The sequence below is a fragment of the Cupriavidus sp. 01L46 genome, assembly GCF_056399905.1.
The window spans coordinates 1-4,154 of sequence record NZ_JBFTSF010000426.1 but is presented as its reverse complement, the minus strand read 5'-3'; the positions used below and the strand labels follow the sequence as shown (position 1 = coordinate 4,154).

The 4,154-nt window shown below is 66.8% G+C and carries 4 protein-coding genes and 1 pseudogene; 3 read left to right on the top strand and 2 right to left on the bottom strand.

Annotated features, from left to right (window positions below):
* Together AC1DS3_RS35985 and AC1DS3_RS35980 are read left to right on the top strand one after the other, a co-directional pair.
* Positions 1–2,343, top strand: a 2,343-nt coding sequence (locus AC1DS3_RS35985; protein WP_477129075.1) for a GcvT family protein, incomplete at its 5' end; no start/stop codon positions are given.
* A complete protein-coding gene (locus tag AC1DS3_RS35980) occupies positions 2,343–2,738 on the top strand; it encodes an ACT domain-containing protein (protein ID WP_441634062.1) in 396 nt (131 codons plus the stop codon). The genes AC1DS3_RS35985 and AC1DS3_RS35980, both read left to right, overlap by 1 nt.
* Before the next feature lie 61 nt (positions 2,739–2,799).
* Here AC1DS3_RS35980 and AC1DS3_RS35975 read toward each other — a convergent pair whose 3' ends face one another.
* Positions 2,800–3,000 (bottom strand): hypothetical protein, encoded by a 201-nt coding sequence (locus AC1DS3_RS35975; RefSeq protein ID WP_441634064.1) that lies wholly within the window; start codon positions 2,998–3,000, stop codon positions 2,800–2,802.
* 132 nt (positions 3,001–3,132) lie between these two features.
* On the bottom strand, positions 3,133–3,483 hold the full coding sequence (locus AC1DS3_RS35970; RefSeq protein WP_441634066.1) for a hypothetical protein: 351 nt from the start codon (positions 3,481–3,483) through the stop codon (positions 3,133–3,135).
* Positions 3,484–3,899: 416 nt separating this feature from the next.
* Here AC1DS3_RS35970 and AC1DS3_RS35965 point away from each other — a divergent pair.
* Positions 3,900–4,154: pseudogene (locus AC1DS3_RS35965) on the top strand (alpha-ketoglutarate permease); the annotation flags it as partial.

Sequence of the window (4,154 nt, the reverse complement as noted above, 5' to 3'; positions counted from 1 at the left end):
GCCGGGCTGGTGGGGCAGCTGCGCGCGCAGGAGAGCATGACCAAGCTGATCCGCTACTCCACGCGCCTGTACAACGAGCTGGAAGCCGAAACCGGGCTGGGCACCGGCTGGAAGCAGTGCGGCTCGCTGTCGGTAGCGCGCACCGCCGAGCGCATGACGCAGCTCAAGCGCACCGCGGCCGTGGCGCGCGCCTACGGCGTGGACTGCCAGGTCATCTCGGCGCGCGAGGCTGGCGAGCTATGGCCGGTGATGCGCACCGCCGACCTGCAAGGCGCGGTGTGGCTGCCGGGCGATGGCAAGGCCAATCCCACCGACCTCACCCAGTCGCTGGCGCGCGGCGCGCGCACCCGGGGCGCGCTGATCGTGCAAGACACCAAGGTCACCGCCATTCATACCCGGGACGGCTGCGCCACCGGTGTCAGCTGGCAAGACAAGGACGGCGCCCGCGGCACCATCGGTGCCGCGATCGTGGTCAATTGCGCGGGCCAGTGGGCCAGGCAGGTGGGCCAGCTATGCGGCGTGACGGTGCCGCTGCATTCGGCCGAGCACTACTACATCGTCACCGAGCGCATCGCCGGCGTGCATCCCGACCTGCCGGTGATGCGCGACCCGGATGGTTTTATCTACTTCAAAGAGGAAGTGGGCGGGCTGGTGATGGGTGGCTTCGAGCCCAACGCCAAGCCCTGGGGCATGCAAGGCATTCCGGAGCCGTTCGAGTTCCAGTTGCTGCCCGACGACTGGGACCAGTTCGAGATCCTGATGCACAACGCGCTGCAGCGCGTGCCGGCGCTGGAAACGGCGCAGGTCAAGCAGTTCTACAACGGCCCGGAATCCTTCACGCCCGACAACAACTTCATCCTGGGCGAGGCGCCCGAGCTGCGCAACTTCTACGTGGGCGCGGGCTTCAACTCCATGGGCATCGCCTCGGCCGGCGGCGCGGGCATGGCGCTGGCCGAATGGATCGTGGCGGGCGAGCCCACCATGGATCTGTGGCCGGTCGATATCCGCCGCTTTGCTGGCTTCAACGGCAACCAAAGCTGGCTGCACGACCGCGTCAAGGAAACCCTGGGCCTGCACTACGCCATGCCTTGGCCCAACCGCGAGCTGGATACCGCGCGGCCCTTCCGCCGCTCCCCGCTGTACGCGCACCTGCACGACGCCCGCGCCAACTTCGGCAGCAAGATGGGCTGGGAGCGGCCGAACTTCTTTGCGCCCGCTGGCGAGGCGCCGGAGATCGCTTATGCCTTCGGGCAGCAGAACTGGCTGCCGTGGAGCGGCGCCGAGCATCGCGCCTGCCGCGAGGGCGTGGCGCTGTTCGACATGAGTTCTTTCTCCAAGTACATCGTCAAGGGCGCCGATGCCGAGGCCGTGCTGCAGCAACTGATGAGCAACGACGTGGCCGTGCCCGCCGGCCAGACTGTGTACACCGCGATGCTCAACGAGCGCGGCACCTACGAGTCGGACCTGACCGTGACCCGGCTGGCGCGCGACCAGTACCTGCTGGTGACCGGCTCGGCGCAGACCACGCGCGACTTCAACTACATCGAGCGGTTGATCCCGGCCGACCAGCGCTGCGCCATCGTCGATGTCACCGGCCAGTACAGCGTGCTGGCGGTGATGGGCCCGCGCTCGCGCGAGTTGCTGCAGAGCGTGTCGCGCGCGGATTTCTCGAACGAAGCCTTTCCGTTCGGCAGTTCGCGCGAGATCGACCTGGGCTACGCCACGGTGCGTGCCACGCGGCTGACCTATGTGGGCGAGCTTGGCTGGGAGCTGTATGTGCCGGTGGAATTTGCGGTGGGCGTCTACGAGACACTGCAGGCCGCGGGCAAACCCCTTGGCCTGGCCAACGCTGGCTACTACGCCATCGAATCCCTGCGCATCGAAAAAGGCTACCGCGCCTGGAGCCGCGAGCTGACCACCGATATCAACCCCTTCGAGGCGGGGCTGTCCTTTGCCTGCAAGCTCGACAAGCCAATCCCGTTCCGTGGCCGCGAGGCACTGCTGAAACTGCGCGCGGCCGGCGGCGCGGCGCAGGTGAAGCGCCGCGTGGCCGTGGTGACGCTCGACGGCGCCAGCCAGGCCATGCTGTGGGGCGGCGAAGCCGTGCTGCGCACTGGCCCGGATGGCGAGGTGCGCCCGGCGGGCTTTGTCACCTCGGCGGCTTTCGGGCATACCCTGGGTTGCCCGGTGGGCATGGCGCTGCTGCAACGCGAAGATGGCGCGGCCAGTGCCGGGTGGATTGCCGAAGGGACGTATCACGTCGACCTGGCCGGCGAGCTGCTGCCCGCCACCGTGCACCTGCGCACGCCCTACGACCCCACCAGCGCCAAGGCCAAAGCGTGATGCGCAGCACAGCCGATAACCCATCCGACAGCGCCAGCTACATCCTGACCCTGTCGTGCCCGGACCGGCCGGGCATCGTCCACGCCGTGGCCAGCCTGCTGTGCGAGGCGGGCGCGAACATCCTCGACTCGGCCCAGTTCGGCGACCGGGCCAGCACGCGATTCTTCATGCGCGTGCACTTCCGGCGCGACTTGCCGGCGGGCTGCGATGCGCACGACGCACTGGAGAGCCTGCGCGCGGCCTTTGCCGGGTTGGGAACGGACCATGCCATGGATGCGGACCAGCTGGCCGCCATCGGGCGCGACGTGGAATGCGTGGCGCTGGCACGCGCGGTGAAATGGCACGCGGAGCACCGCGTGCTGCGCAACGGGGGCCGGACGATGGTGTTCCTATGAACGCCACGCCGAGCCGGCCCACGGGGGAGCGATAACCAGCGATAACGGTAAGCGGTAAGGCTCAGCCTTGCTTGCCGTCGGCGCTGGACGTGGCCGTTGCCTGGTTGGACTTCAGTGCGCAAGGCGTCTGCGCTTGCTGCTTTGCCTGCGCCTGTTTCTGGGCACGCGCGCGTTCGATAACGGTCCAGTCGGGACCGGCAAAGGCGGGCAGCGAGGCGGCGAGGGCGGTGACGCTCAGCAGCGCCAGCACGATGGTTTTCATGATTTGTCTTGAGACAGAAATGACAATGACAATGGCAATGGCGATGACATTGCGTGGAGGAGCTTGATATCTGCATACTTGCCGGTCCGGCCGTGGGTGGAGGGGTCCCAGGGCCGGACCGGCAGCGCCGGATCAGGCGCTGGCCTGGCGGTTGTCCGCCGCGCCATGCGCCGGCGGGGCCGACACACCGGTCAGGTCGCGCCCGGCGAGGTCCAGTGCCGCGGCTGCGCTGCCGTGCGTGCCGTCCGTAAACGGGTCGCGACGGTCGCCAACGCGGGCGCCATCGGTAAAGGGATCGCGGCGGTCACCAACGCGGGCACCGTCGGTGAAGGGGTCGCGCTTGCCGTTGTGGAGTGCGTAGCCGTACTTGTCGCCGGCGTTGGTGCTATCTTTCGGACCCGTTGCGCCGGCTTGCGTTGCAGCCAGGAGGCAGACGCCAAAGGCGGCTGCGGAAACAAGGGTCGTGAAGCGCTTCTTATTCATGATTGCTGCTTAATTCCAGATTGGGCGGCACTTTCCACTGGGTGTGGAGCGGGATAGGCGGATTCTTGCGTCCCGCATGTCGTCTGTTTCGCCTTTTGAGCTGCACCGCGTGTTCGATGCGTTCTATGCGTTGAGCAGCGCGGTACAAGCACACAGTGTAGTCACAGCGAATCATTCCTGTGATGAATTAAACGTCTCGCTTCCAGTCGAATTTTTCACAACACGAAACCGCTCGGGCCGCCCATGAACGGTTGATGGGTCGCTGCACGGCCGCCATCTGTCCATGCAAAACCCGACTGGCCCGCGCGACTTTAAATCATGCTGCCCGCGCGTATGGCATGGGTACACTCTGCACGCCCTTCCCCTGGGCCCAGACCGCCATCACAAAAAACAGAACGCTCCCGGCCGCCCCCTGAATGACAGACTCTCCTCGCCCTGCACCGCTCCAGCCTCCCTCCCCTGAAGACATCCGCAAGCGCATCTACGCCATCGTTGCCGCATCCTCCGGCAATCTGGTCGAGTGGTTCGACTTCTAMGTCTACGCGTTCTGCGCCATCTACTTCGCGCCGTCGTTCTTCCCCAGGGCCGACCCCACGGCGCAACTGCTGAACACCGCCGGCGTTTTCGCCGCGGGCTTCCTGATGCGCCCGATCGGCGGCTGGCTGTTCGGG